The sequence below is a fragment of the Streptomyces sp. NPDC043861 genome (assembly GCF_056435905.1).
In genome coordinates this window covers 644,507-666,963 of sequence record NZ_JBWKDP010000002.1, presented here as the reverse complement: position 1 = coordinate 666,963, position 22,457 = coordinate 644,507, and the positions used below count along the sequence as shown (strand labels likewise).

The 22,457-nt window shown below is 70.5% G+C and carries 19 protein-coding genes; 15 read left to right on the top strand and 4 right to left on the bottom strand.

Annotated elements, in window-relative coordinates:
• Positions 1–15: 15 nt before the first annotated feature.
• The 3 genes from AC068D_RS07425 to AC068D_RS07415 form a co-directional block, all read right to left on the bottom strand.
• Complete coding sequence (locus AC068D_RS07425) at positions 16–1,326, bottom strand: sensor histidine kinase (RefSeq protein ID WP_478821985.1); 1,311 nt, start codon at positions 1,324–1,326, stop codon at positions 16–18.
• Between the two features lie 88 nt (positions 1,327–1,414).
• Positions 1,415–3,682 (bottom strand): TOMM precursor leader peptide-binding protein, encoded by a 2,268-nt coding sequence (locus tag AC068D_RS07420; protein WP_478822038.1) that lies wholly within the window; start codon positions 3,680–3,682, stop codon positions 1,415–1,417.
• On the bottom strand, positions 3,679–3,975 hold the full coding sequence (locus tag AC068D_RS07415; protein WP_478821984.1) for a hypothetical protein: 297 nt from the start codon (positions 3,973–3,975) through the stop codon (positions 3,679–3,681). The genes AC068D_RS07420 and AC068D_RS07415 overlap by 4 nt, the downstream gene beginning before the upstream one ends.
• Before the next feature lie 239 nt (positions 3,976–4,214).
• Between AC068D_RS07415 and AC068D_RS07410 the strand changes: the two genes are divergently transcribed.
• From AC068D_RS07410 to AC068D_RS07365, 10 genes are all read left to right on the top strand, one after another.
• Positions 4,215–5,009 carry an AfsR/SARP family transcriptional regulator gene (locus tag AC068D_RS07410; RefSeq protein WP_478821983.1) on the top strand — a complete coding sequence of 265 codons (795 nt, stop codon included), beginning with the start codon at positions 4,215–4,217 and terminating at the stop codon, positions 5,007–5,009.
• A gap of 111 nt (positions 5,010–5,120) precedes the next feature.
• Entirely contained in the window at positions 5,121–6,710 is a 1,590-nt protein-coding gene (locus AC068D_RS07405; RefSeq protein ID WP_478821982.1) for an acyl-CoA carboxylase subunit beta, read from the top strand.
• A 266-nt stretch (positions 6,711–6,976) separates the two neighbouring features.
• A complete protein-coding gene (locus tag AC068D_RS07400; RefSeq protein WP_478821981.1) occupies positions 6,977–8,242 on the top strand; it encodes a beta-ketoacyl-[acyl-carrier-protein] synthase family protein in 1,266 nt (421 codons plus the stop codon).
• Positions 8,239–9,453: a ketosynthase chain-length factor gene (locus AC068D_RS07395; protein WP_478821980.1), complete on the top strand. Its 1,215-nt coding sequence runs from the start codon at positions 8,239–8,241 to the stop codon at positions 9,451–9,453. The genes AC068D_RS07400 and AC068D_RS07395 overlap by 4 nt, the downstream gene beginning before the upstream one ends.
• A gap of 80 nt (positions 9,454–9,533) precedes the next feature.
• The gene (locus tag AC068D_RS07390) at positions 9,534–9,827 is read left to right on the top strand and encodes an acyl carrier protein (RefSeq protein WP_478821979.1); all 294 of its coding nucleotides are present in this window, start codon (positions 9,534–9,536) and stop codon (positions 9,825–9,827) included.
• 113 nt (positions 9,828–9,940) lie between these two features.
• The gene (locus tag AC068D_RS07385; RefSeq protein WP_478821978.1) at positions 9,941–11,731 is read left to right on the top strand and encodes an acyltransferase domain-containing protein; all 1,791 of its coding nucleotides are present in this window, start codon (positions 9,941–9,943) and stop codon (positions 11,729–11,731) included.
• Complete coding sequence (locus AC068D_RS07380; RefSeq protein ID WP_478821977.1) at positions 11,728–11,952, top strand: DUF6059 family protein; 225 nt, start codon at positions 11,728–11,730, stop codon at positions 11,950–11,952. Before AC068D_RS07385 ends, AC068D_RS07380 begins: the two co-directional genes overlap by 4 nt.
• Before the next feature lie 165 nt (positions 11,953–12,117).
• On the top strand, positions 12,118–12,879 hold the full coding sequence (locus tag AC068D_RS07375; RefSeq protein ID WP_478821976.1) for a chaplin: 762 nt from the start codon (positions 12,118–12,120) through the stop codon (positions 12,877–12,879).
• A 360-nt stretch (positions 12,880–13,239) separates the two neighbouring features.
• The gene (locus AC068D_RS07370; RefSeq protein WP_478821975.1) at positions 13,240–14,160 is read left to right on the top strand and encodes a DUF4394 domain-containing protein; all 921 of its coding nucleotides are present in this window, start codon (positions 13,240–13,242) and stop codon (positions 14,158–14,160) included.
• A gap of 247 nt (positions 14,161–14,407) precedes the next feature.
• Entirely contained in the window at positions 14,408–14,941 is a 534-nt protein-coding gene (locus AC068D_RS07365; protein WP_478821974.1) for a CAP domain-containing protein, read from the top strand.
• Positions 14,942–15,071: 130 nt separating this feature from the next.
• On the opposite strand, the gene AC068D_RS07360 is transcribed toward AC068D_RS07365, so the two are convergent.
• Positions 15,072–15,440: a hypothetical protein gene (locus tag AC068D_RS07360; RefSeq protein ID WP_478821973.1), complete on the bottom strand. Its 369-nt coding sequence runs from the start codon at positions 15,438–15,440 to the stop codon at positions 15,072–15,074.
• 497 nt (positions 15,441–15,937) lie between these two features.
• On the opposite strand from AC068D_RS07360, the gene AC068D_RS07355 reads away from it, so the two are divergent.
• The 5 genes from AC068D_RS07355 to AC068D_RS07335 all read left to right on the top strand — a co-directional run bounded on the left by AC068D_RS07355 (position 15,938) and on the right by AC068D_RS07335 (position 22,405).
• Positions 15,938–16,594 carry a hypothetical protein gene (locus AC068D_RS07355; protein WP_478821972.1) on the top strand — a complete coding sequence of 219 codons (657 nt, stop codon included), beginning with the start codon at positions 15,938–15,940 and terminating at the stop codon, positions 16,592–16,594.
• A 337-nt stretch (positions 16,595–16,931) separates the two neighbouring features.
• Positions 16,932–17,567 (top strand): LPXTG cell wall anchor domain-containing protein, encoded by a 636-nt coding sequence (locus tag AC068D_RS07350; protein WP_478821971.1) that lies wholly within the window; start codon positions 16,932–16,934, stop codon positions 17,565–17,567.
• Positions 17,568–17,760: 193 nt separating this feature from the next.
• Positions 17,761–18,696, top strand: coding sequence for a glutaminyl-peptide cyclotransferase (locus tag AC068D_RS07345; protein ID WP_478821970.1), 936 nt, complete (start codon positions 17,761–17,763; stop codon positions 18,694–18,696).
• A 73-nt stretch (positions 18,697–18,769) separates the two neighbouring features.
• Positions 18,770–20,695: a DUF4012 domain-containing protein gene (locus AC068D_RS07340; RefSeq protein WP_478821969.1), complete on the top strand. Its 1,926-nt coding sequence runs from the start codon at positions 18,770–18,772 to the stop codon at positions 20,693–20,695.
• 213 nt (positions 20,696–20,908) lie between these two features.
• Entirely contained in the window at positions 20,909–22,405 is a 1,497-nt protein-coding gene (locus AC068D_RS07335; protein ID WP_478821968.1) for a sugar transferase, read from the top strand.
• The last annotated feature ends 52 nt before the right edge of the window (positions 22,406–22,457 follow it).

The following is a 22,457-nucleotide window of genomic DNA, read 5'->3' as shown; positions in this document are numbered from 1 at the left end:
TACAGGTCGGCATGGTCAAGCGGCTATCCTCTCCCCGGCGCGAGGACCGGTGCTGCACGACTCGTCGTCCCCGGTCCGCGGTCGCAGCGGCGCGTACGCCTCGAGGTGGAAGCGTCCGTCCTCGCGCAGGCCGGCGGTGAGATTCCCGCCGATCTCCGCGAACCGCCGGCGGAGGTTGTCCAGTCCGCTGCTCGCGGGCCGGTCCGGCGAGGAGGTGCCCCCCTGGTGAGCTCCGTCGTTGACAAGGCTGAGCAGGACCGTTTCTGTGTCAACGGTGGCGGAGATGCTGCACCTCTGCACCTTACTGTGCCTCAGTATGTTGGTCACACCCTCGCGCAATGCGGTGGCGAGCACGGTGTCGACGATTGGGTGCAGCCGGCCGCAGTCGATGTCCACCTCCGCCTGGACATCCGCGGCCGACAGGACCGCCGCCGCCGACACCGCCTCGTCCCGCAGCGACATGTCCCGGTAGCCGCTCGACACCAGGCGCACATCGGCGAGCGCCTGGCGTGCCACCCGCAGCAGATCCGCAGTCTCGCTGGATGCCTCGTCCGGCCGGGCCGTGATGAGCCGGTGTATCAGCTCCCCTTTGAGGGTGATGGCCGACAGGCTGTATCCCAGCAGGTCGTGCAGATCGCGGGCGAAGCGCAGTCTCTCCTGTCCGACCGCCATGCGCGCCAACTCCTCGCGTGTGGCATGCACTTCGTGAACGAGGTCGGTGAGACGGCTGAGGCCGTAGATGACGATTCCGCACAGCATTCCCGCGATGAGGAAGTAGCCGGCCTGGGCGGCGGGTTCACCCAGGGCCGTCGCGTAGGCGGGGATGCTGGCCACCACGACCCCGTAGAGCGGCCAGGCGATCCGCGCGCTGAACGACAGCAGCACGGAGGCGGCGAGCGGGCCTTCCATGCTTCCCCAGGAAAGCCCGAACCAGAGAAGCGGAAGATATGTCAGCACCGTCTGGAAGCCCAGCACTCCCACCTTGCGCCGCATGCTCCACGAACGCGCGGCGGGCGCGGACACCACGAACTGCACGCCGAACACGAGCAGGACGAGGCCGATGCAGACGGTGAGGCGCAGCGTGTTGGGCTGGCCCCACCGCAGCACGTTCAGAATGGTGACGGCCGCGTAGCACACGAGAGCGACGACGGTGATGGCACGTGCCAGTCGGGGAGCGGGCAGCTCGGCCCCACTCCGGTGAGGACTTCGGGCCGCCGGCGCGAAGGCATGGCCGGATTCCGACAGGTGGCCGGGGTCCGAAATGCCTCTGCCGGCTTTACTGCTTCTGGTTGAATCAGGGACAGCATTCCGGGCGCGGTCCGGCATCGCAGCCTCCTCGAAAGGACTGTGGCAGAACCGCATGCTAATGACGAAAGGCTGACGCCGCCTGCCGTAAGCGACAACAACCCGGAATTCAGACGAAGAGGGAAACAGGGTTCAGGTCCTCGTACTCGGTCGCCCGGTCGCACCATCCCATCCTCGACGGCACATCGAAGAGCCGACCGGACCCGAATCGCGCCCAGAAGTGCCGCATTCCGGGCACCACGACCTTGACGACGGGCAGTCCCACATCGGGCCGCGTCTGGTCGAGGACCAGCAGTTCCATACCGTGCTCCCGGACCGTGGTCGCCGCGGCCTCGACGTCCGCGCGCAGATCGGCACGGGGGACGTAGCGGAAACAGGCCGGTCCACGCGCCGATTCGGCCGGATCCGGAAGCACATACGGCTGGTTCTCGACAGTCGCCGACCCCCACCAATCCAGCAACTCCCCCGGCAGGCCCGGCCGTCGTCCCAGTGGTTCGCCGGGTGCCACGTCCGGAGGGGGCAGCAGCTGGCACATCTCGGTGATCGCACGGCGCAACGCAAGGGACGGATCGAAATGAGCCCCGAATCCGAAGGAGATGCGTTGCTCCGGCCCCTCCGTCAGCCGGGACACGGCGGCCATCACGGGAATCGCGAAGTCCGCGGTGAGATCGAGAACCCACAGCGAGCGACCGGCCTTCGCGTAGGCCGTGCGGACCCGGGCGAGCCAGGGTTCGTCGAAGGCGTCCAGGTCGACGGCCGGACGCCGTAGCCGGTTGTACCACCACAGGGCGACGGCATCGCGCTCCACCAGCTCCAGGAAGCCCTGGACGACGGCGTCCTCCAGGCTGGAGCCGGCGGCATTGCCGTTGGAGTCGGCCCACGGCGCCCGCTCGATGCCGTCGGGACCGGGACCGAAGTACAGCATGGAGGTGGGCAGCAGCCGGTGCCTCTCCTCGGTGAGCGACCACACCGGCGTCCACTCCACCGGTGTCCCCTCGTCGAAGCGGGGCGGCACCGCGTGCATCGGCGCATGGGTGGCGTTCCACCGGTCCCGGTCGGTGAACTGCCGGTCGGCGAAGAGCTGGACGGAGTTGGGGTGCACGGCGGCCTCCCCGAGCGCCGTGAACGACTCCCGCACCACGGGCTCGTCGCACTGCCGTGTGCCGCAGTACCGCTCCACCGCCTCGCATAGGGCGCCCGCCTCGGCCTCCTCCGGGGTGACCCCCTTGCCGCCGCTGTGGCTGCGCAGGCCCTCGGCCGAGTTCCCGCGCCAGGCCAGATTCCGGCCGGAGACCCAGCGGTTGAGGCCCTCCGGTGTCCCCGGCAGGGGACGCAGCGCCGAGACGATGCCGGTGACCGGATCGACCAGATGCCGGTAGCGGGCCAGCACTTCGGCCGGCGTCAGAGCCCGGTGATTGCTGCCGCCCCCGCTCGCCTTGGCCCGGGACACGGGCACGACGGGGCGCCGGACGGCGTCCGCGATCAGCCCCGGTTCCCCGCACTCGGCGCACTGCGGACGCTTCGCCACCGGGTGATGACTGGTGCACAGGGTGCGGGTGTCCAGCGTGCACACCGAGCCCTGACCCGCGTACCGCATCCCGGCCGCCCATTTCAGGGCCTCCAGCACCGTCGTGTGCAGCCCCAGCATCCGTACGGCGGTCAGCGACGCCTCGGGCAGCGGCACCGGTCCGGGCAGCCCGAGGGCATGCCGGACCGGCGCCTGGGACGCCCGGTGACCGCGCAGGCGATGTGCCAGACACGACCAGCAGGGCCCGTCGGATGAGCCGAACACCGGTCCCACCCACACTTCCGGGCCGCACGGCCGGGCCAGCAGCCAGGGCCGGCCCACCGCCCGGTGCTGCGCGTCGATCTCGGCAAGCCTGGGGTCGAGATAGTCGTCGCACAGCACCAGGCCGAACACGGCGGACTCCGCCGACGGGGCCAGGGCCAGCCCGGCGGCCAGGCACTCCGCCCCGGCCGCCGCGCCGTCCGTGCGTCCCAACGGCACCACGTGCACCGGGGTGGAGCGGACCGCCGCCGCGACACCGGGACCGCCGATGCCGGCGAGCTCCCAGTACGCCTCGGCGGCGGAGTCCGCGCCCGGGTCCCGGTATCCGACCAGATCGGCCTTGGCGAGCGCGGCGATCATCCGGCCCGCCTCCGCGGCCGGCACCGCCGCCGTTGCCTCGGCGATGACGGCCGGCAGCGTACGCGTACCGTCCAGCAGCGGCGCAAGCGCCACGGCCTGATGCCCCCTCAGTACCGTGGTGCCGCGCTCCGACAGCAGGTACACCGCCTCACCGGCAACCGTCTCCACACGCAGGTGACGCTTGAACCCCACCGGAAGACCGGCGGGAGCCGGATCCGTCACGGTCACGAGCGCCCCGCGCAGGCCGACGGGCCAAAGGTCCAGTTGCACGAGGAGACGTATGCCGCGTCCGAGTCGTCGAAGCTCTCCAGCAGGACGCCCAGCGGTCGGCCGCCCCGGTCCTCCAGATAGACCGGTTCGACGGCGGTCAGTCCGAACTCGGCGAGTACCGAGAGCGGGTCGTTGGTGTACCGCTGCGCCAGGTCGGGCTCGAGCCCGGTGCGTGCGGTGAGGAGTGCCAGACGGTGGTCCGTCTGCACCGACGGGGTCTTGCCGGATTCGATCGTGGTCGAGCCGATCATGAGTTCCCCTCCTGAGTCGGTCGTACGAGTTTTCGTCGACGTCCCGTGGCTCAGGATTCTGCGGTGCGGCTCTCTCGGTGGCCCAGTGCCGTGGTCACCATCCCGGCATGACATTTTCATGTCCGCCTTCATGACCCGTTCACTGGGGCGCCGCGGCCCCGGATGCGAGGCTCTTCAAACGCTCCGAGCCGGGCGCCGGAGCGTGAGTGACGGGGAACCGAGGCAAAGGGGAACGAACGATGGAGATCAATGTACTGGGACCGCTCACCGCCATCGAGCACGGTGTCTCCGTGGTCCCCACCGCGGGGAAGCCGCGCCAGATCCTCGCGCTTCTCGCCCTGCAGGCCGACCGGGTCGTGACCGTGCCGACCCTGATGGAGGAGATCTGGGGCGAGGAGATCCCGCGCAGCGCGGCGACCACGCTCCAGACGTACATCCTCCAGCTGCGCCGCAAGATCGCCGCCGCCCTCGACGGCGATCCGCACCGGCGGGCCAAGGACGTCCTGGTCACCCAGCACGGCGGCTATCTCCTCCAGGTCCAGCCCGGCCGGGTGGACGCCCAGGAGTTCGGCCGGCTGGCGTCCTCCGGACGCGACGCCCATGAGGCGGGCGACCACCATGCCGCATCCGAACTGCTCGGCCGTGCCCTGAAGATGTGGCGCGGACCCGCTCTCGTGGACGTCAGGATCGGCAGTGTGCTGGAGCTCGAGGTGCTCGGGCTGGAGGAGGACCGGATGGCCGCGCTGGAGCGGCGCATCGACGCCGACCTGCAGCTGGGCCGCCACACCGAGATCGTGCCCGAGCTACGGGTCCTGGTCGCCAAGCATCCGATGCACGAGAACTTCTGCGCCCAGCTGATGACCGCCCTGCACCGCTCGGGCAGTTCCTGGCGCGCCCTGGAGTCGTACCAGCGGCTGCGCAGCACCCTGATCGACGAGCTCGGCCTCGAGCCCTCGCCCCGGCTGCAGCGGCTGCACCAGTCCGTGCTCTCGTCCGACCCCGGACTCGACCTCAACGTGCCGGCCACCGGCTGACGGTGTGCTCCGCAGGCCGGCGCACGGTGTCCTCCACCGGCCGGTCTCTCCGGACGTAGGAACACGTGACCCCTCCACCGCATTTCGAGGAGGCGTTCCTACGTTCGGTCAATGACGATCCTTGACGAGCTCACGGTCAGCGCGGCCGCCCCCGACCTGCGACGGGCCACCGACGAACTGCGCCGCCTCAAGGAGGAGGTGGGACGCGGTCCGGACCCGGCCGCCACCAGGCGGCAGCACGAGAAGAACAAGCTCACCGCCCACGAGCGTCTGGAACTCCTCTTCGACGAGGGCACGTTCACGGAGATCGAGCCGTTGCGCCGCCACCGGGCCACCGGCTTCGGCCTGGAGGACCGCAAGCCGCACGGGGACGGCGTGGTGACCGGCTGGGGCCGCGTCCACGGCCGCACCGTCTTCGCGTACGCCCATGACTTCCGTGTGTTCGCGGGGGCGCTGGGCGAAGCGCACGCCGCCAAGGTGCACAAGGTCATGGACCTCGCCGAGGCCGCAGGGGCCCCGCTCGTGAGCCTCAACGACGGTGCGGGCGCGCGCATCCAGGAAGGGGTCACCGCACTCGCGGGATACGGCGGGATCTTCCGCCGCAATGTCGCATCGTCCGGGGTGATCCCGCAGATCAGTGTCATGCTCGGCCCCTGCGCGGGGGGCGCCGCGTACTCCCCGGCGCTCACCGACTTCGTCTTCATGGTGCGCGACACCGCGCAGATGTTCATCACCGGTCCCGATGTGGTCCAGGCCGTGACCGGTGAGAAGATCACCCACAACGGGCTCGGCGGCGCCGACGTCCACGCCACCATGTCGGGCGTATGCCACTTCGCCCACGACGACGAGGCCTCCTGCCTGGAGGACGTACGCTTCCTCCTCGCCCTGCTGCCCTCCAACAACCGTGAGCTGCCGCCCGTCGCGCCCTGCGACGACCCGGCGGACCGGCGCACCGACGCACTCACCGGCCTGGTGCCGGCCGACCCCGGCCGCTCCTACGACATCCGAGGGGTCATCGAGGAGATCGCCGACGACGGCGAGTACCTCGAGGTCCACGAGGCCTGGGCGCAGAACGTGGTGTGCGCGCTCGTCCGGCTCGACGGTCACCCGGTGGGCATCGTCGCCAACCAGCCTGCCTCGCTCGCGGGGGTGCTCGACATCCATGCGTCGGAGAAGGCCGCCCGTTTCGTGTCCACCTGCGACGCCTTCAACATCCCGCTCGTCACCCTCGTCGACGTCCCCGGCTTCCTGCCCGGTGTCGACCAGGAGCACAACGGCATCATCCGGCACGGCGCCAAGCTGCTGTACGCGTTCTGCAACGCCACCGTGCCCCGGATCTCCCTCGTACTGCGCAAGGCGTACGGCGGCGCCTACATCGTCATGGACTCCCGCTCCATCGGTGCCGATCTGTCCTACGCCTGGCCGACCAACGAGATCGCCGTGATGGGCGCCGAAGGCGCCGCGAACGTCATCTTCCGCCGTGAGATCGCCGCCGCCGACGACCCGGAGGCGGTACGGGCCCAGCGCATCAAGGAGTACAGGTCCGAGCTGATGCACCCGTACTACGCGGCCGAACGCGGACTCGTCGACGACGTGATCGACCCCGGTGAGACCCGGAGCGTCCTCATCCGGTCGCTGACGATGCTGCGCGCCAAGCGGGCCGAAGTACCGGCACGCAAGCACGGAAATGTGCCGACGTAGTGGGGCCTTCCGGCAGATCCACGCACACGCGAGCCTCGGTCGAGAGCACAGACGTTCCATGGCTGGACCGAGACGGCGGCACGTCAAGAGCGAGCCGCCGGACCGGTGCCCGGCCGGCCGGGGCGGGGAGGCCCTGACCCTGAACCGCCCCGGTCGCCGCACCGATTACAGGAGCGTCACGGACGAAGGGATCGACAGTGACCCCCACAGTTCCATCCGGCTGGTGCGCGACGGCGCACCCGGCCCCGTCGAAGGCCAGGTAGCCCATGCGCAGAGTCGCCATCACCGGCCTGGGCGCCGTGGCCCCGGGCGGGGTCGGTGTCAAGGAGTACTGGGACCTGCTCACAGCGGGCCGCTCCGCCACCCGCAGGATCAGCTTCTACGACCCCTCGCCGTTCCGCTCCCAGGTCGCCGCCGAGTGCGATTTCGACCCGCAGGCAGCGGGGCTGTCGCCGCAGGAGATCCGCCGGCTCGATCGCGCCGCGCAGTTCGCCGTGGTCTCCACCCGGGAGGCGCTCGCCGACAGCGGGCTCGACGTCTCCGCACTCGACCCCGCGCGCATCGGCACCTCGCTCGGCAGCGCCGTCGGCTGCACCACCAGCCTGGAGCGGGAGTACGTCGTCGTCAGCGACGGCGGGCGCACCTGGCACGTCGACCACGAGTACGCCGTTCCGGAGCTGTACCGGCACTTCGTCCCCAGCTCCATGGCCGCCGAGGTCGGCCGCGCCGCCGGGGCCGAAGGGCCCGCCGCCGTCGTCTCCACCGGCTGCACCTCGGGGCTCGACTCGCTGGGCCATGCCGTCGAACTCATCCGCGAGGGCACTGCCGACATCATGATCGCAGGCGCCACCGAAGCGCCGATATCACCGATCACCTCGGCCTGCTTCGACGCCATCCATGCCACCACTCCGCGCAACGACACGCCGGAGAGCGCCTGTCGGCCCTTCGACCGGACGCGCAGCGGACTGGTCCTCGGTGAAGGCGCGGCGATCCTCGTCCTGGAGGAGTTGGAGGCCGCCCGCCGACGAGGTGCTCATGTCTACGCGGAGATCGCCGGCTTCGCCTCCCGTTGCAACGCGTTCCACATGACCGGACTCAAGCCCGACGGCCGTGAGATGTCCGAGGCCATCGACGTCGCCCTGGCCGAGGCCCGGCTGGCCCCCGGAACCATCGACTACATCAACGCCCACGGCTCGGGCACGAAGATGAACGACCGCCATGAGACCGGCGCGTTCAAGCGCAGCCTCGGCGACCACGCCTACCGCACCCCCATCAGCTCCATCAAGTCGATGATCGGGCACTCGCTCGGGGCCATCGGCTCCCTGGAGATCGCGGCCTGCGCCCTGGCGATGGAGCACGGTGTGCTGCCGCCCACCGCGAATCTGCACGAGCCCGACCCCGAACTCGACCTCGACTACATCCCGCTGACGGCCCGCGAGAAGAAGACCGACGTGGTCCTCAGCGTGGGCAGTGGCTTCGGCGGCTTCCAGAGCGCCATGGTGCTGGCCCGTCCGGAGAGGAGCGCCGCATGAGCAGGCCCGCCGTAGTGACCGGTCTGGGTGTGACGGCACCCAACGGGCTGGGAACCGAGGAGTACTGGAAGGCCACGCTGGCCGGTGAGTCCGGACTCGGCCCGGTCACCCGCTTCGACGCCGGGCAGTATCCGTCCCGGATCGCCGGCGAGGTGTCCGGCTACACCGCCGAGGACCACATCCCCAGCCGGCTCATGCCGCAGACCGACCACATGACCCGCCTGGCCCTGACCGCGGCCGACTGGGCCCTGGCCGACGCCGGCATGACTCCCGACGAACTCCCCGAGTACGGCGTCGGCGTCGTCACCTCCGCCTCCGGGGGAGCCGTCGAGTTCGGGCAGCGGGAGCTGGAGAACCTCTGGAGCAAGGGCAAGGAGTACGTCAGCGCCTACCAGTCCTTCGCCTGGTTCTACGCCGTCAACACCGGCCAGATCTCCATCCGGCACAAGCTGCGCGGACCCAGCGGCGTACTGCTCACCGAACAGGCCGGCGGCATCGACGCCGTCGGTCAGGCGCGCCGCCACATCCGCAAGGGCTTCCCCGCGGTCATCTCCGGCGGGGTCGATGCGGCCATCTGCCCCTGGGGCTGGGTGCCGCAGATCGCCTCCGGCCTGATGAGCACGGTGAACGACCCGGAACGCGCGTATCTGCCGTTCTCCGCCGATGCGAGCGGCTACGTACCGGGCGAGGGCGGTGCGATCCTGCTGCTCGAGGACGCGGAGTCGGCCCACCGCCGCGGCGCCGCCCAGGTGTACGGGGAGATCGCCGGATATGCGGCGACGCTCGACCCGGCCCCGGGCTCCGGCCGCCCACCCGGTCTGCGCAGGGCGGCCGAGAACGCCCTCGCCGACGCCGGCGTCGCACCTTCCGCCATCGACGTCGTCTTCGCCGACGCGTCGGGTGTCCCCGAACTCGACCGGGCGGAGGCCGAGGCGCTGGCCGGCCTCTTCGGGCCGAACGCCGTTCCCGTCACCGCCCCCAAGACGATGACGGGCCGGCTGCTCGCCGGAGGCGCGGCCCTGGACGTGGCCACCGCACTCCTCGCCCTGCGCGACGGGGTCGTCCCGCCCACCGTGAACGTGGTGGCACCGGCCCCCGGACTCCCCGTCGACCTGGTCACCGATGCACGCGAGGCGGATCTGCGCACGGCGCTCGTGCTCGCCCGCGGACACGGCGGCTTCAACGCGGCACTCGTCGTACGACGCCCCTGAACGCACCCGGCTCGTCGTCCCCCACACCCACCCCCCACAGCACCGCACATCCGCCCAGCCGACCGAGAGGACGTCACATCATGACCACCAGCACCACGACCACGACGACCACGACCACGGCCACCGTCACCCTGGCCGACCTGACCCGCATGCTCCGTGAGAGCGCGGGCGAGGAGGAAGGGGTCGACCTGGACGGCGACGTCATCGACACCCCGTTCATGGACCTCGGATACGACTCCCTCGCCCTGCTCCAGGTCATCGGCCAGATCCAGCGCGAGTACGGCATAGAGATCCCGGACGACGCCGTGGTGGACGCCGAGACGCCGGGCGCGCTCCTCGCCCTCATCAATTCCGGCCGGGCCGCGACCGCCTGAGCCGGCCCCCTACGCGGCCGCCCCCGCCCAACCTCCCCCCGCGGGCGGGGGCGGCCGCACCCCCACGCGTACGTCAGAGCGGCCCGAGGCCGCGGCCCCAGGAGGAGGGAACCATGTCGCTCACGTCGTCCAGCGCGGTCGTCCGCAGGCTCGTCGTCAGCCCCGGCCCCGCGCAGCAGCCCCGGGCGCGGATCGTGGCGTCGGCAGCCGGAGTCTCGGCCGTGCTCCGGGCCTTCGGCCGGCCCCCCGAGCAACTGCCGGTACGCACCACCGTCTACATCGGCGCCGCCGAGCCCGATCCGGCGCTCGGAGCGGAGCACGAGGGGTTCACCGTGCGCATCGCCCCCGGCCCGGGCCCCGCCCTGCGCCTCGCCCACCGTGAACTCCAGCAAGGCACCACCGACTTCGCGTTGGTCGCAGGGTTCGGCGAACTGGACCCCCACACCATCACCGTCTACGCGGTCAAGCGGGCCGCCGAGGCGGTCGCCGACGCCGATCGCGTCCTCGGTGTGCTGGACCCGGCAGGCGGCAGTGAGGACGACATCCCGCCCCTTCGCCCGCTCCAGCACGGGCGCCGCGCCACTGACCCCGAGCACCACCGGCTGCTCCTTTGGTCCGGCCGGGATGCGGAGGACGAGGCCCGCGTCCGCGGTGAACTGCTGCCCCTGCTGAGCGGACTGCACAGCGAGGCGTTCCCTGCCCTGCCCACCGCCGTGCCCTGCGGCACGCCCCCCGGACCGGTGCGCGCAGCCGCCGTCGCCGTGTCCGCGCTGGCCGCCGCGACCGTCCACCAGTCCAGGGCCGTACGCGGCGACAGGCCCCGGCCGGTCGCGCTGCTCTTTCCCGGCCAGGGCTCCCAGCACCCCGGTATGGCCGCCGGCCTCTACCGCAGGGAACCGGTCTTCACCGCGGCCGTCGACGCCGTCCTCGCCCATCTGGGCGACGAGGGACAGCGGATCCGCGCGGACTGGCTGACCCGGGGCACCCCGCTCATCCCCGTCGACGACGTACGCCGGGCCCAGCCCCTGCTGTTCGCCGTCGACTACGCACTCGGCCGCATGGTGCTCAGCTGGGGCGTGCGCCCCGCCGCACTGCTCGGTCACAGTGCCGGTGAACTCGTCGCGGCCACCCTCGCCGACGTGGTGTCGCTGCCGGACGCGGTCGCCATGGTGATGGCGCGGGTGCACGAGGCTGTGAAGATACCGGAGGGCGGCATGCTCGCGGTCGCCGCCGGCGAGGCGCAGCTGCGTCCGTATCTGGGCGCTGACGTCGCCATCGCCGCGGTCAACGCGGCGCAGCAGGTCATGCTCGCCGGTTCCGCCGCTCCGCTGGCCGAGACCGAGGCCCGGCTCAGGGCCGACGGCATCACCGTCGTCACGGTGCCCGCCACCAGCCCGTTCCACTCCCCGGCCATGGCCCCGGCGTCGGAGGCCGTCGAGGCCGTGTACCGCCGGATCCCGTTGAGAGAGCCGAGGCTTCCCCTGTACTCCGGCTACACCGGGGCCCTGATGCGCCCCGAGGAGGCGCTGAGTCCTCGCTTCTGGGCCCGGCAGATCACCGACACCGTCCACTTCAGGGCGGCGCTCGAGGAACTCCTCGCGATCGAGGACGTGTTGCTGGTCGAGGCCGGTCCGCGCCAGACACTCACCGCATTCGCACGCAGGCACCGTGCGGTCCGGCTCGGCGCCAGCGCCGCGGCTCCGTTGCTGCCGAACCGCCGGGGCACGGCGGAAGCCGACCGGCAGTCGGTGCTGGCGGCCGCCGCACGTATCTGGACCGAGGGTCACGATCTCGATCCCGACGCGTTGTCCAGGCTGTGGACATGGAGCGACGAGGAGCCCGCCGCCGTCACGGGCGCCGGGGCGGGCGTACTACGGGAACCGGCCCCCGCGCTGCGGTCATGAAGGCCGTGATGCGGCTCCTGCGCGGCTGCTACGACGCACTCGTCGCCGCCGGATGGTTCTGGATCGGAGTGCCGATGCCACCGCCGCCCACGGATGCGGGCCGTGCCCTGCAGCCGCCTCCGGCAGGCCATCCGGAACGCCTGCGCCCGGACATCCCGCTGAGCCCTGCGGAACGTGCCCTGCGGCGGCAGCTGATGGCACCGGCCAGGGAACGGGAGTGAGGCTCCGCAGAAATTCGTCCAACACCCAAATGAGAATAACTGATTTGCGATCGAGGTCCCGCGAAAACTGGCTGCCGCGGCTCCGTTACGTGGCGCCGTTTGTTTCGTTTCCTGCTCGAAGGGGGTAGGTCGGATCCTTCTCCCGAAGCACGAAGGGAAACAAAGGTGGAGAGCAAGGCTCAGCGCATCTTCCTCGCGGCCTGCCTGGCTACCGGGGCAACCGTGGCCAGTGTCGGAGCGGCAGCGGCAAGCGATAGCAGTGTCGGAACCGCGGACGGTTCGCCTGGAGTCCTCTCGGGCAATGTCGTCCAGGCGGGCGTTCATGCACCGGTGAATGTCTGCGGTAATACTGTCAATGTCATCGGACTGCTCAATCCGGTATTCGGCAACACGTGTGGCAACATCGACTCCGGCACTGTCGCCGAGCAGCCGAACATCCCCGATGAGGAGCTGCCCACCCCGGACGAGCAGGAGCCGCCCGCCGTCGACCCGATGCCGCTGCCGATCCCGGTGCCCGAGGTGAACGAGCCCGAGGCCCCGGTTCCGGCGCCGCCTGCTGTGCCCGACGAGGACGAGGCCGTTCCGCCGGCCGTGCCGGCTGTTCCGCCGGTTGCGGTTCCTGCCGTTCCGCCGGTGGCCACCCCCGCCGTTCCGCCGGCCGCGCCGGCTGTTCCGCCGGTCGCCACCCCCGCCGTCCCCGAGGTCTCGACCCCGCTTCCCGAGGCGCCGGCCGTTCCCGAGCTCAGCACGCCGCTGCCCGCCGAGCCGGTCGCCGACACCGAGGTTCCGGTGACCGAGACCGTGCAGAAGCCGACGCTCGCGAAGACCGGAGCCGAGGTCAACGCCGGGCTGATGGCGATGGCTGCGCTCGCCCTCGCCGGCGGAGGAGCCGTGGCCATCCGCAGCACGCGGGCCTCGCGACGCTGACCCCGGGCATAGCGTCCCCGCAGCCGCCTTCACCAGGCCGGACCGTCCATCGGCCACCGGCAGCGCAGGCCCGGCAGTTCATTGCCGGGCCTGCACCCATGTCCGCGCATCCAGCGGCCACGGGCCGGTGCCCGGCCCGGTTGCAGCCCGGGTACGAACCCATCGCCGTGCAGCCCCGCCGCGCACCCGTCGCAGGTCCGGTGGCCCCTTCCGTTGCCTCATTCATCCGCCGCGGGCAGGGGGTTGCGACCGCTGTGCGGCCAAATGGCCGTACAGATGTTGCGGAATGCTCCCCACACGGTATGTGGCTGTCCGACGCCCAGTGGTACGGGCGACTCGACCTCTGAGGGAGACACACACATGCGCAGAGCAATTCTCGCCGCAGCGGTGCTGGCCGCTGTGGCGGCTTGGCCCCAGACGGCCGCGGCCGACGCCGAGGCCGGGCCGGGGTCGGCACTCGCACAGGCGGGGCCGACGGCTGCAGCCCGCTCGACGGGGGGTGACCTGAGCGGGCGTCTGAAAGTGTTCGGGCTGACGGACAACCAGCGCCTGGTGAGCTTCTACACCAGCACTCCGTCGTCGGTCCGTTCGATCGGGCTGGTCTCGGGTCTCGTCGGGGACACGTCCCTGGTCGGAATCGACTTCCGCGTCCAGAACGGACTGCTCTACGGGGTGGGCAACCAGGGCGGCATCTACACCCTGAACACGGCCAACGCCGTTGCGACGAAGGTGCACCAGCTCACGGTGGCGCTCGTGGGATCCCAGTTCGGCGTGGACTTCAACCCGGTCGTGAACCGGCTGCGCATCATCAGTGACTCCGGGCAGAACCTGCGGCACAACATCGACGACCCGGCTCCGCCGCTCGGCACCGCGGTCGACTCCCCGCTGTCCGCACCGGGCATCAGCGGAGCCGCGTACACCAACAACGACCTGGACCCGCTGACCGGGACCACCCTGTTCGACATCGACACCGTCAACGACTTCCTGTCGATCCAGTCGCCGGCCAACTCCGGCAACCTCGCTCCCACGGGCAGCCTCGCCGTCGATGTGGGGCCCTCGGCCGGCCTCGACATCTACTACTCGGCCAAGGACGGCTCAAAGGCGAACAACGGCAACGGCAACGGCTTCAACGGCAGGAACCAGGCGTTCGCCACCCTGCAGGTCAACGGTCTCTACCGCTTCCACCACGTGAACCTCCTCACCGGAGCAGCACAACGGGTGCGCACTTTCCCGAGCAACTACCAGGTCACCGATATCGCACTGCCGCTGGGTCAGAAGTAGTCCACCGGCCGATCGCGCACGGCCGCCCGGCCGGCACGGGGAGACGGTGAAGTCCTCGGGGGACGAAGAACACATGTCATTCCCGGACGGAGCGGAGCGGCAAGAAGTCCCGGACACGAAATACCGTGTCCGGGACTTCTCCTTTTCAGGGGTGCCGGTGAATTCCTTTGCTCCGTATCGCCGAAAAAGATTTCAGCTCGGCCATGAATGGCGAAGTCACGGCCGGTGGCGGGGGTAGAAATGTTCCATGACGAACTGGGCGAAAAGATTTCCTGCCGTGACTCTGCTCGCCGGCTTCGGTCTGGCAGCCGTGGCGACGGGACAGTCCGCGTCGGCCGCGGAGCCGACCGCCGCTGCCGCCACCGCCGAACGGTCCGGTGCCGGTGCCGTGTCCGCGCGGGTCTCCGAGAGCGTTCTCGTTCTGGTCAACGTGGAGCGGGCGCAGGCGGGATGTCCCGTGGTCCATGAGCACCCGGCACTGGAGCGGGCGGCCGAGCGGCACAGCGTCGAAATGGCGACGGGAGGACAGCTGACCCATGCAGGAAAAGGCGGGGTCTCGGTTGCCGAACGGCTGCGGGATTCGGGCTACAAGAACGAGTACTTCGGCGAGAACGTGGCCCGCGGATCACTGACCGCGACGTCGGTGGTTCGCAGCTGGATGAACAGCCCGGAGCATCGGGCGATCATTCTCACCTGCACCTACAAGGAAGCCGGTGTGGGAATCGCCCTGGGTCCGGACGGTCCTTGGTGGACCTTCATTCTGGGTGCCGCCCATGCGTGACGTCCGTCCGGGCGTCGGTGCCGGTCCACGGACTTCGGCGACTGCGGGATGCGCCGGGGGAGCCGCCGGTCGGGACAAAGGCCGAGGCGCCCGACCCGGGAGTTGTCGAGCGCCTCGGAACATGTGTCCGTCAGGAATGCGAGTGCGTCAGCGAGGACGATGCGCCGTTCTCGTCCGCGACCATGCGGTTGGCGGTGTAGTAGGTGCGACCCTCGGCGTCGACGCCGCTCGAGAGGGCCGTCGAGGAAGCACCGGTCGCGTCGGCGGTCTGGCTCGACGCCATGTGGGCCGGGGTGCCGACGGCGCTGCTGCCGGCCTCCGGCTCGCCGGCGCCGGGGAAGCCGGAGACCACTCCCGAGTTGCTCGCGCCCGCGGCGTTCGCCGAGGATTCGAACTGCCCGTAGACCGGGCCGGCGTCGGCGGCGGCGATGCCGGCGGCGCCCAGCACGAGGGGCAGTACGAGGGCTCCGGTGGCGGCCGCCCTGGCGATCTTGCGCATGCTTGTCTCTTTCCCTTGCCGTTGCGAGCGGCTGTCACGGTCACCTGGCGCCCACTCGCTCGCACAGCGTGGGCCGGACAGCACGATGGCATCGAAGAGAAGCTCCGGCGGGGAGAGAGTGTTCGACGCGCTCAAGAATTCAACCCAGTGGATGCATATTCTCTCGTCGCAGCATCCGATAGACGGATGAATGTCCGCATGCCCGCTCATCCGCCTCCTGGCTGCCGTCCGGGAGTCGGCAGGTGTTCGCCGACCCCTGAGGGTGATCCGGCCGCGCGGAGGAGTCGAACGCGGGGTCGAGTGTGACGTTCGGTGCGACAGCCGTAAGTTATCGGCTGCGACCTTGACCGCCTTTAGTTTTTGGCTCTCTTTGTGTTGAATACGCCGAGACTGCGAGCTCAATGGCTGCGACGGGCGTTTGTGTGTATGTGGAACCGCGTGAAGTATGGGAAAGAAATACAATCCTAGCGAAAGCCTTCTGCGCCAGCGATGATCGGGTGCGGCAGGCGCAGAGCGCTCTGGACGAGGCACAGGCCGACCGCACGAGGAAGCTCGCAGCCTTCGCCGTGGTCGTCGGCGACGACGGAAGCGTCGCCGGCATGATGGGCCTGCATGAGCGCGAGGTCAGGGTGGCGCGCAGGACCGTGGGCCGTGACGGTGCCCGCACGGTGGCGGCCAATCTGCTGGCCACCGGCCAGGACAGGATCAGGGAGGCCGTCAGCGATCCTCCTACTGAACCCCAGTTCCCGCTCCCTCGCGTAGAGCCGGCCCCAGTGGTTCCACCGCCACCGCCTCCCCAGCCGGTGCCAACGCCCCAGGTGGTCACCCCGGTTGCACCGCAACCGGTGGTCGAGGACCCATGGGTCGACACCTATGCGGTCGGGCCGGTCTGGTCGCCGGCGATGGACTCGGTGCTGATCTGGAGCTGGCAGTCCGGCGTGGATCTGCTCGTCGTCGCCAATGAACTCGGCCTCGATCTGCGATCGGTGCTCCAGCGGGTCCAGACCCTCGCCGCCGACGGCCGGCTGGCGAAACCGGAGACGTCTTCCTCCAGGAGCACTCTGGGCCGTCATCGCCGCTACGAGGAAGAGCTGGTGTTCGCCGACGCGGTCAGCGGAGAGGGCGATCTCTATCCACCGCCCGGATGGACCTGACAGGGCGCGGCCGATGCCGCGGCGCACCACCGTGCGCCGCGGCATCGGCCTTGCTGAGCACCCTGTCACCGCGGCGGGCCGCAACCGGCGAGTGGCGCCGGGAGTTTGGTCGCCACGGCTTCTGACGCATCGACAGATCCCTGTCGGTGCACCCTTTGTGCTCGTTTCGTCCCCGCGGTCACTGCCTTCCAGGGGCAAGGCCGCATGTTCTTACGCCATTCGGTGCCTCCGCTGCCCTGCCGTGCACGCAATCTCGGGATGTCGCTATGTATCCGTAAATATGGCACGTATAGGTCGTCAGTCGTCGGCCTGAACCCTCTTGAGGAGCGTGGAGAAAATGAGGACGTCCAGATGGCGTGCCGGCCTGACGGCCATGGCAGCCTCCGCCGTCATCGTCGCCGCACCGCTGATCGCCGCCCCGCCCGCCTTCGCCCAGTATCCGCCGAGCGTCCCCGGGCCGGGTCTCGGTCTCGGTGCCACGATCCTGGGGCCGGGTGACGGTCTCGACTTCACGGGCACGGGCTTCGAGCCGGGGCAGGCAGTCACCGCGCTCCTCCTGTCGCGACAGGTGGTGCTCGGCAGGTTCACTGCTGATTCGCAGGGCATCGTGGAAGGAACGGTCACCATCCCCCGGCGCACCGAGCCCGGTCGGCACACGTTCAAGCTGGAGGCCCGCAACCCGCGTCTCGTCCTGTCGGCCACCATCCGCATCACCGGCGACGGGCGCCCCGATCCCCGCCCCACCTCCAGACCGACCCGGCCGTCCGACGGCTGGCCCGGTGCTCCGGGACGTGGACCGGACCGCGGTCGGGACGACAGGTGGGACGACGGACGGGACCACGGAGGCGGCAACGGGCCGCGACTCGCCGACACCGGTGAGAACGACTCGCTGATGCTCATCGGCGGTGCAACGGCTCTCGTGCTGCTCGGTGGCGGAACGGCGATGGCCGCCCGGCGGCGCAAGAGCAGCTGACCGCCCCTGCGGTGCGGTTCTACGCCTTCACCTGCGCTTCGCCCTCGCCCGTGGCAGATGCTCCGGGCGGCCGGGCAGCCGTCACCCGGCGCCGGGGTTCCCCGGCGCCGGGGGCAGTGGCCACGGTGCCGGCAAGCCGCTCTCCTCACCGGCCCGATGAGCCGAAGTCGTCGGCGAAGGACTCGATGTGCGCGTGATCCCAGGATTCATGAGCCGGTGCCCGGCGCTGTCGGTCGTGGCGGCGGCCGTACTTGCCGTCGTGCTCGCCTCCTCGTGCCGTCCCGGCAGCGGCCCCGGGCGTCCCGGTCCGAGCGCACCCGCGCGGAGCGCCGACCGGATCGAGCAGCTGACGGTCAGGGTGCTCGAGGTGCTGGACCACGACCCGGAGGCATTCACCCAGGGGCTCGAGCTGGCCGACGGCATGTTGTACGAGAGCACCGGCGTGTCCGGCAGATCCTCGGTGCGAGCCGGACCCCCCGGCGGCAGGCCCGCCCTCCGAGTCGGCCTGCCTGCGCCCCTGTTCGGTGAGGGCATCACCGTCCTCGGGCCCAGCCTGTGGCAGCTCACCTGGCGGAACGGGATCGCGATCGAGCGCGATGCACGGACACTGGCCGAGCTGCGCCGCGTGCGCTACCCGGGCGAAGGGTGGGGGCTGTGCCACCAGGAGGAGCGGGGCAGGCTGGTCATGAGCGACGGCTCCGCACGGCTCGTCTTCCGCGATCCGCAGAGTCTGGCCAGGACGGGGGAGGTCGAGGTGAGCGCCGGTGGCGAGGCCGTGCCGCTGCTCAACGAGCTGGAGTGCGTGGGCGACACGGTGTACGCCAACGTCTGGTCGTCGGACCGGATCATGCGTATCGACACGAACACCGGGGCCGTCACCGCCCGGATCGATGCCTCGGGCCTCCTGACCCCGCGGGAGGCCCTGCGCGCCGACGTGCTGAACGGCATCGCTGCCGTCCCCGGTACCGATGAGTTCCTGATCACCGGCAAGCTGTGGCCCAAGATGTTCCGGGTGGTCTTCGTTCCCGTTGCGGCGAGGGCGACTGCCGCGGACCGTGGGCGCGGTCTCCCCGTGGCTCGCGTCGTGCCCGGCCGCACCGGCAATCCACCCCCGTCCTCACCGAGCTGATGTGGTCTCGGATTCCCCCTGTCCCATATGGCACTATTGACCGTTATGTCGACTCGCTCTCGTTCTGAGGCAGGTGGAAGATGACAGCGCCAGCGGAACGGCGTGCCGCACCCATGGCTGCGGCGGCCTCCCCGCCGTCCAACCGGCAGCGCTGATGGGCACCGGTCCCGCGGCATGGCTACGGCGCCCGCCACGCCTGCGTCCACGGACGGTCAGGCTTCTGTCGGCGGCGGCTGCGGTGCTGCTCCTGGCGGGCGCGGGCTGGATCGTCGTCACCGGGCTCTTCGCTCGTGCCGAGCTGATGGCCGCACAGCGCGGTCTGGAAACGCTGCAGCAGTCGGTCACCACCGCGCAGGGGAGAACCGGCGCGGAAGCGGCAGCGAACGGACCGGCGGCCGAGCCGGCACCGGGCGCGCAGAGCGCGATGCGTTCCGCTGCCGCCCACGCAGCCCGGGCCCATCGGCTCACCACCGGTCCCGCCTGGTTTCTCGCTGCACAGATCCCGTTCCTGGGCCGCCCCGTCGACACCACGCGCGGCGCAGCACACGCCGCCGACCGCCTCACGCACGAGGTGCTTCCGGCACTGGTGGACTTCGCACCCGACCTCGCGGACGGCACACGGGAGGACGGTTTCCTGGCCTTGCTGTCCGCGCTGCGGACCAGGGCTCCGGAGCTGGACAGGGCGGCGAGAGCCGCGGCCGAGACGTATGCGGGGGCCGCCGGCCTGCCCAGCGACACCTGGCTGCCGGCCGCCGACCACGCCCGGGCGCAACTGGTCAGCCGGCTCGACGACATCAGCTCCGCCATGACCGATGTGGCCGTCGCCGCTCGCGTACTGCCCCCGATGCTGGGCGAGCAGGGGCCACGGCGGTACTTCGTGGTCTTCCAGAACACGGCCGAGGCCCGCGGAACCGGTGGCCTGCCCGGAGCCTTCGCCGTTCTCACCGCCGACGAGGGCCGGCTGCGCTTCGAGACCTTCGGCAACAACACCCTGCTGGAGAACGTCAAGCCCACCGTCGACCTGGGACCGGAGTTCAGGGCGCGGTACGGGGCCAACGACCCCACCGGCACCTGGGCGAACACCAATCTCAGTCCGCACTTCCCCTACGCGGCCCGCATCTGGTCCGAAACCTGGCGGGCATACGGAGGCAAGCCCGTGGACGGTGTGGCCGCGCTCGATCCCAGCGCGCTGGCACTGCTTCTCCGCGCCACGGGTCCCGGCCGGCTGCCCGACGGAACGGAACTCACCGCCGACAACGTGCTGGACCTCACCGAGCGCACCGGGTACGCGCGCTACACGGACACCACGAAGCGCAAGGCGTTCTTCCTCGACGTGGCCCGCACGGCGGCAACCAGCCTGACGGGCGCCATCGACGACCCGCACCGCCTTCCCGCTCTGCTCACCTCCGTCCATCACGTGATGAAGGAAGAGCGACTGAAACTGTGGAGCACCAGGCAGGACGAGCAACACCTGCTCGAGACAAGGCCGCTGGGCGGCGCACTGCCACGGGACACCGGACCGTTCGCCGGACTCGTCGTCAACAACGCGGCCGGCGGAAAGCTGGACTACTACCTGGACCGGCAGCTGGAGTGGCTTCCGGGCCGGTGCACCCCGGAGGGCCGGTCGGTCACCGTACGGGTCACGCTCGGCAACCGCGCCCCGTCGTCGGGACTCCCGGACTATGTCACCCTGCGCGCCGACAAACCCTCCTACCGCACCCGGCCGGGTGACAACCGCCTGTTGGTCTCCTACTACGCCACCGCGGGGGCACAGCTGACCGGAGCGACCCTGGACGGCCGTCCTGCCATGTTGGGCAGCGGTGTCGAGCACGGCCATCCCGTCTACACCCTGGACCTGGAACTGCCGTCACAGCAGAGCCGCACCCTGACGCTCCACCTGGTGGAGCCGGTCAGCGACCGTGCCCCCGTGGTGCTGCGGCAGTCACTGGTCACGCCGCTCCGGGCGGAGGTGCGGCCCTCCCCGGGGTGCGGCGACTGACACCGGTTTCCCCGTCGTCCACGCTCGGACCGGCGTCGCGGCAGCCGTCCGGTGCTGCCGGATCACCCCATGCTGCTCATCGGGTGAGAGTTCTACGCCGCCGAGCGTCGCCACCGGCCGCGTCGCATGCATCCCGGACAATCGCGATTGCTGTCCATCGCCTGTCCGTCCTGTAGATGGCCAAGCATTCCGTCGAAGCCAGCTGGAGGGTGAATGAGGCTGTTCGGAGCAACCGTACCCAGCGCGCCATCGGCACAGCGCCTGCAGCCACCACGCACCCGTGAGCAGCCCGGTGACGCACGAAGACGCAGCGGCAAACCCGGTTGGTACCTGCCGGCCGCGGTCGTCGCCGACACCGTCGGGGTCGCCGTTCCGGTGCACCTGGCCTTCCGTCTCGGTGACGAGACCCATGCCGCCTGGTGCGCGGCGCTGGCGGCCGCCGCATGGCTGCTCGTACGTGGCGCTCGCGCACGCTACGCACCGCGGAATCTGGGCGAGAGCAGTCACATCGGCCCCACGGTGCGGGACTGGCTGATCCTGGTGGGGCTCCTCGCGGTGCTCCGGGCAGCGACCGGTGAGGGTTCCCCGTTCCTGCTCGCGCTCGCCGCGCTTGCGCCGTCCGTCCTGGTGACCGGGGTGTGCCAGACACTGATCCACCACCATCTGCTCGCACAGCGCCGTGACGGCCGTGCCGTCCGCCGGGCCCTGGTCATCGGCGAGGCGAGTGCCGTCGACGGTCTGGTGAGCCACCTTGCGCGGCGCACCGACCATGAGTTCGTGGTGGTCGGAGTATGTCCGATCGGCAGCGAGACACCTGGCTCGGTCGCACCGGTCTCCGCCCGGCTGGACAGCCAGCCGCCCGCCCAGATGTCGGACGATTCCTCGCCGGTGCTGGAGGCGGCCCGGGGCCTCGACGTGGACCTCGTCTTCGTCGCGCCAGGACCGAGCATGGCCGGAGAGCGACTGCGGCGTCTGTCCTGGGCCGTGCACGGGGACGGGCGCCGGCTCGTCGTCCTGCCCGGCCTGTCCGAGGTGGCGCGACGCAGGGTCGATGTCTCGTCGGTGGCCGGGCTCACGATATTGCACGTCGCCCCGCCCATCCGCCGCGGCGCCGCTCCGGTGCTGAAGGCGGTGATGGACCGGCTGGGCGCCGCACTGCTGCTGGGGCTGCTGGCGCCGGTGTTCGCCGCGGTGGCGATCGCCGTACGGCTGGACTCCCCGGGAGCGGTCCTGCACCGTCAGATCCGCGTCGGGCGGGGAGGCCACCCCTTCTGCATGCTGAAGTTCCGCACCATGGTGAGCAATGCGGAGCAGCTGAAGCAGGAGCTCGCCCACGCCAATGAGCAGGACGGGCGGATGTTCAAGATCCGCCGCGATCCACGGGTCACCAGGTCCGGCCGGGTATTGCGCCGCTACTCGCTGGACGAACTTCCCCAGCTCCTGAATGTGCTGCAAGGACACATGTCCCTGGTGGGTCCGAGGCCGCCACTGCCCGACGAGGTCGCCGGCTACGACTCGGTGGAGCTGCGCAGACTCAGCGTCAAACCGGGACTCACCGGCCTGTGGCAGGTCAGCGGACGTTCCGACCTGTCGTGGGACGAAACCGTCGCTCTCGACCTGCGTTATGTCGACAACTGGTCCCCGTCGGTGGACGTCGGCGTCCTGTGCCGGACGCTGCGCGCCGTCGTCGAGGGCAATGGCGCCTACTGACCGGCCCGTGCCGGACACACTGCCGGAGACCTTCCGGATCACGACAACCTAG

Bases quoted from the DNA above. Each gene is read 5' to 3' on its own strand.
- AC068D_RS07425 (WP_478821985.1), bottom strand. From the start codon at position 1,326: ATGCCGGACCGCGCCCGGAATGCTGTCCCTGATTCAACCAGAAGCAGT.
- AC068D_RS07415 (WP_478821984.1), bottom strand. From the start codon at position 3,975: ATGATCGGCTCGACCACGATCGAATCCGGCAAGACCCCGTCGGTGCAG.
- AC068D_RS07410 (WP_478821983.1), top strand. From the start codon at position 4,215: ATGGAGATCAATGTACTGGGACCGCTCACCGCCATCGAGCACGGTGTC.
- AC068D_RS07405 (WP_478821982.1), top strand. From the start codon at position 5,121: ATGACGATCCTTGACGAGCTCACGGTCAGCGCGGCCGCCCCCGACCTG.
- AC068D_RS07400 (WP_478821981.1), top strand. From the start codon at position 6,977: ATGCGCAGAGTCGCCATCACCGGCCTGGGCGCCGTGGCCCCGGGCGGG.
- AC068D_RS07395 (WP_478821980.1), top strand. From the start codon at position 8,239: ATGAGCAGGCCCGCCGTAGTGACCGGTCTGGGTGTGACGGCACCCAAC.
- AC068D_RS07390 (WP_478821979.1), top strand. From the start codon at position 9,534: ATGACCACCAGCACCACGACCACGACGACCACGACCACGGCCACCGTC.
- AC068D_RS07385 (WP_478821978.1), top strand. From the start codon at position 9,941: ATGTCGCTCACGTCGTCCAGCGCGGTCGTCCGCAGGCTCGTCGTCAGC.
- AC068D_RS07380 (WP_478821977.1), top strand. From the start codon at position 11,728: ATGAAGGCCGTGATGCGGCTCCTGCGCGGCTGCTACGACGCACTCGTC.
- AC068D_RS07370 (WP_478821975.1), top strand. From the start codon at position 13,240: ATGCGCAGAGCAATTCTCGCCGCAGCGGTGCTGGCCGCTGTGGCGGCT.
- AC068D_RS07365 (WP_478821974.1), top strand. From the start codon at position 14,408: ATGACGAACTGGGCGAAAAGATTTCCTGCCGTGACTCTGCTCGCCGGC.
- AC068D_RS07360 (WP_478821973.1), bottom strand. From the start codon at position 15,440: ATGCGCAAGATCGCCAGGGCGGCCGCCACCGGAGCCCTCGTACTGCCC.
- AC068D_RS07350 (WP_478821971.1), top strand. From the start codon at position 16,932: ATGAGGACGTCCAGATGGCGTGCCGGCCTGACGGCCATGGCAGCCTCC.
- AC068D_RS07335 (WP_478821968.1), top strand. From the start codon at position 20,909: ATGAGGCTGTTCGGAGCAACCGTACCCAGCGCGCCATCGGCACAGCGC.